The 3,455-nt window shown below is 71.2% G+C and carries 3 protein-coding genes; 1 reads left to right on the top strand and 2 read right to left on the bottom strand.

The window, feature by feature from the left end; genetic code table 11:
* Window positions 1–34: 34 nt before the first annotated feature.
* A complete protein-coding gene (locus ACZJYS_RS23535) occupies window positions 35–1,078 on the bottom strand; it encodes a TRAP transporter substrate-binding protein (protein WP_493180540.1) in 1,044 nt (347 codons plus the stop codon).
* 221 nt (window positions 1,079–1,299) lie between these two features.
* Between ACZJYS_RS23535 and ACZJYS_RS23540 the strand changes: the two genes are divergently transcribed.
* Complete coding sequence (locus ACZJYS_RS23540) at window positions 1,300–2,643, top strand: globin-coupled sensor protein (RefSeq protein WP_109515032.1); 1,344 nt, start codon at window positions 1,300–1,302, stop codon at window positions 2,641–2,643.
* 21 nt (window positions 2,644–2,664) lie between these two features.
* Here ACZJYS_RS23540 and ACZJYS_RS23545 read toward each other — a convergent pair.
* Window positions 2,665–3,455, bottom strand: a 791-nt coding sequence (locus tag ACZJYS_RS23545) for an ABC transporter permease (RefSeq protein ID WP_493180541.1), incomplete at its 5' end; no start/stop codon positions are given.

Raw genomic sequence — 3,455 nt, forward strand, 5'->3', positions numbered from 1 at the left:
GAGGCGGCGCGGACGGCCCGCCCGGGCCGCGGCTTCAGGCGGCGTAGCGGGCGAACAGCGCGCGGGCATCGGCCAGCAGGGCCGCGCCATCGACATTGCGCCCCTGCATCTGGCCGAGCCATGCCTCCGTCACCGGCGCGCAGGCGGCGCGCCAGCGCTCCGCCTCGGCCGGCTCCAGCTCGATCAGCGTGTTGCCGCGGCGGCGCGCCTGCTCGGAGACGATGACGGCCTGCTCGTCCAGCATGGCGCCCACCATGGCGGCGGCGGCCTGGCCGGACTGCGCATCCAGCACCGCGCGCAGGTCGGCGGGGAGAGACTGGTACTTCGCCTTGTTCATCGCCAGCACGTTGGTGGCGACATAGAAGGTGGGGCTGCCGGGGAAGGCGGTGTGGTTGCGCACCAGCTCCTGCAGCTTGATGGAGGGCACCACCTCCCACGGCACCACGGCGCCGTCCAGCACGCCCTGGGTCAGCGCCTCCGGCACCTGCGGCACCGGCATGCCGACGGGCGCGGCGCCGAGCGCGCGCAGCCCCTCGCCGGCCTGCCGCGTCGGGAAGCGCAGCTTCATGCCGCGCAGATCCTCGAGCTTGCGCACCGGGCTGCGGGAATGGATCAGCCCCCCATCATGCGACCAGAAGCAGAGCGGGTGCACCTCGCCGAACTCCTCGGCCAGGTGCTTCTCGGCGAAGGCCTGGGTGGCGCGGGCATTGGCCAGGCCGCTGCGGTTGGCGGTGAAGGGCAGCTCCAGCGCCTCGATGCGGGGGAAGCGGCCGGCGGTGTAGCCGGGCAGGGTCCAGATGATGTCGGCCACGCCGTCGCGCGCCTGGTCGTAGAGCTGCGGCGGCGCGCCGCCGAGCTGCATGGCGGGGAAGATGCGGATCTTCAGCCGGCCGGCCGAGGCCTCCTCCACCTTCTTCGCCCAGGGCGCCAGGAAGTTGCGGTGCACGTTGGAGACGGCGGGGAGGAAGTGGTGCAGCCGCAGCGTCACCTCCTCGGCGCGCGCGGGGCGGGGGCCGAGCAGGGTGGGCGCGGCGAGGGCGGCGGAGGCCAGCCCCAGCAGATGGCGGCGTTGCACCATGGACGGTTTCCTTATGTCTTCCGGACGGCGGGCGGCGGTCGGGCGGCCTCCAAACTTTCTAACGTGACGCCAGTGACGGCCGCAATCATCTTGCGCGTCCGCCGGGCGGGGCCGGCCGAGGCATGGGGAAAGGCCCACTCAGCGTTTCCTTAATCCTCTTCGTACAGAGTCGAAGCGCCTGAAACATCCAACGCTTGCCGCCCCACGGCCAGAGGTTCCGCATGACAGTTTCCATCCCACCCGAGCTGCGGCAGCGCCTGTCCACCTTCGGCATCACCGCGGAGGATCTGGAAGTGCTTCCGAGCCTGCGCGACTTCGCCGAGAAGACCCTGCCGGGCCTTCTGGAGCGGGGCCTCTCCCGCCTGGCCAGCTGGCCGGAGGCGATGGCGGCCCTGCGCCACCCGGAGGTGCACCGCCTGCGGGTGGCGCACTGGCAGCGGGTGGCCACGGGACAGCTGGATGCGGGATTCCTGGAATCGGCGGAGGCGCTGGGGGTGGCGTTGCACCGCCATGGCATGCCGATCTACGGGGTGGGCCTTTGCGGCGTCACCACCCTGAACCTGATCAGCGAGGAGCTGGGCCTGAACCCGCCCGGGCCTGGCTGGGTGCGGCGGGAGGCGGCCCGCAAATTCGCCCTGCGGCTGAGCCTCTCGCATGTCGCCTGGCTGCATTGTGAGCTGCTGCTGGAGTGTTTTACGCGGGCCGAGAAGGCGGCGCGGACCAGCCTGACCAACCGTCTCGTCGGCACCTTCGAGCAACGCATGAGCGGCGTAGTGGAGGAGCTCGGCCAGTCGGTGCGGCAGATGGAGGAGGCTGTTCAGGTCATCGTCGGCAATGCGGGCCGCATCGGCGAGGTGTCCGGCACCGTGGCGCAGTCCGCCGCGCGGGCGGACCAGGATGTGCAGGCGGCCGCCAGCTCGGCCGAGCAGCTCACCAATTCGGTCGGTCAGATCAGCCGCCAGCTCGGCGAGGCGACCCGCATCGCCGCCCGCGCCGTGGAGGATGCCCGCCGCACGGACACGGTGGTGCAGGCCCTGGCCGAGGGCGCCAAGCGGATCGACGACGTGGTGAGCCTCATCAACAGCATCGCCGGCCAGACCAACCTGCTGGCGCTGAACGCCACCATCGAGGCGGCGCGGGCCGGCGAGGCGGGCAAGGGCTTCGCGGTTGTGGCCAGCGAGGTGAAGAACCTCGCCAACCAGACCGCCAAGGCCACGGAGGAGATCAGCGGCCAGATCGGGCAGGTGCAGGGCGCGACGCGCGAGGCGGTGGCCGCGATCGAGAACATCGCCCGCACCATCGACGAGATCAACCAGATCGCCGCCGCCATCGCCGAGGCGGTCGCGCAGCAGGGCCAGACGGCCGACGCCATTGCCCGCACCGTGCAGCAGGCCGCCGCCGGCAACCGCCGCGTCAGCGAGATGATGCGCGGCTTCGAGGCGGATGCCTCCTCCGCCCGTCAGGTGGCCGGGCAGCTCAGCAGTGCGGCCGGCGGTCTCGGCGGCCATTCCCGCTCGCTGCGCCAGGCGATGGACGGCTTCATGAGCGAGGTGCGCAGCGCCTGACACAAAGCCCGGGGGAGCGGTTCAGGCGCCGCCCACCCCCGACACCTGCTGCTCGCCCTGGCCACGCATGGCCCAGCCGGTGGTGCGCTGCTCGATGGCGGCGGCCACCGCATACATGGCCACGCCCATGAAGGCCGTGACCATCAGCCCGGCGAAGACCAGCGGCACGTCGAAGCGGCTGCTGGCCAGCATCATCAGTTGGCCGATGCCCTTGTTGGCCGCCACCGTCTCCGCCAGGATCGAGCCGACGAAGGCCACCGTGATGGCGATCTTCAGCGAGGCGAAGAAATAGGGCATCGCCCGCGGCAGCCCCACCTTGCGGATGATGTCGAGCGGCCGGGCGCCCAGCGCCCGCAGCACGTCGCGCAGCTCCGGCTCCACGGTGGCGATGCCGGTGGCCACGTTCACCACGATCGGGAAGAAGCTGATCAGGAAGGCGGTGATGATGGCGGGCACTGTGCCGATGCCGAACCAGATCACCAGGATCGGCACCACCGCCACCTTGGGCACCGAGTTGAAGCCGATCAGCAGCGGGTAGAGCCCGTGGTAGAGCAGGGTGGAGGAGCCGATCGCCACCCCCAGCGCCAGGCCAAAGACGATGGCCAGGCCGAAGCCCACCAGCGTCGTCATCAGCGTCTGCCAGGCATTCTCCAGCAGCGGCTGCCACCACTGCACCATGCTGGCGGCGATGGCCGAGGGGGCGGGCAGGATGAAGGCATCGATGGCGAAGCCATGCACCGCCGCCTCCCACAGCAGGAAGGTGCCGAGGATGATCAGCCAGGGCAGCAGCCCCTGCAGCCGGCGGCGGCGGC

The sequence above is a fragment of the Roseomonas sp. TS2 genome, from assembly GCF_058833935.1.

Bases quoted from the DNA above. Each gene is read 5' to 3' on its own strand.
- ACZJYS_RS23540 (WP_109515032.1), top strand. From the start codon at position 1,300: ATGACAGTTTCCATCCCACCCGAGCTGCGGCAGCGCCTGTCCACCTTC.
- ACZJYS_RS23535 (WP_493180540.1), bottom strand. From the start codon at position 1,078: ATGGTGCAACGCCGCCATCTGCTGGGGCTGGCCTCCGCCGCCCTCGCC.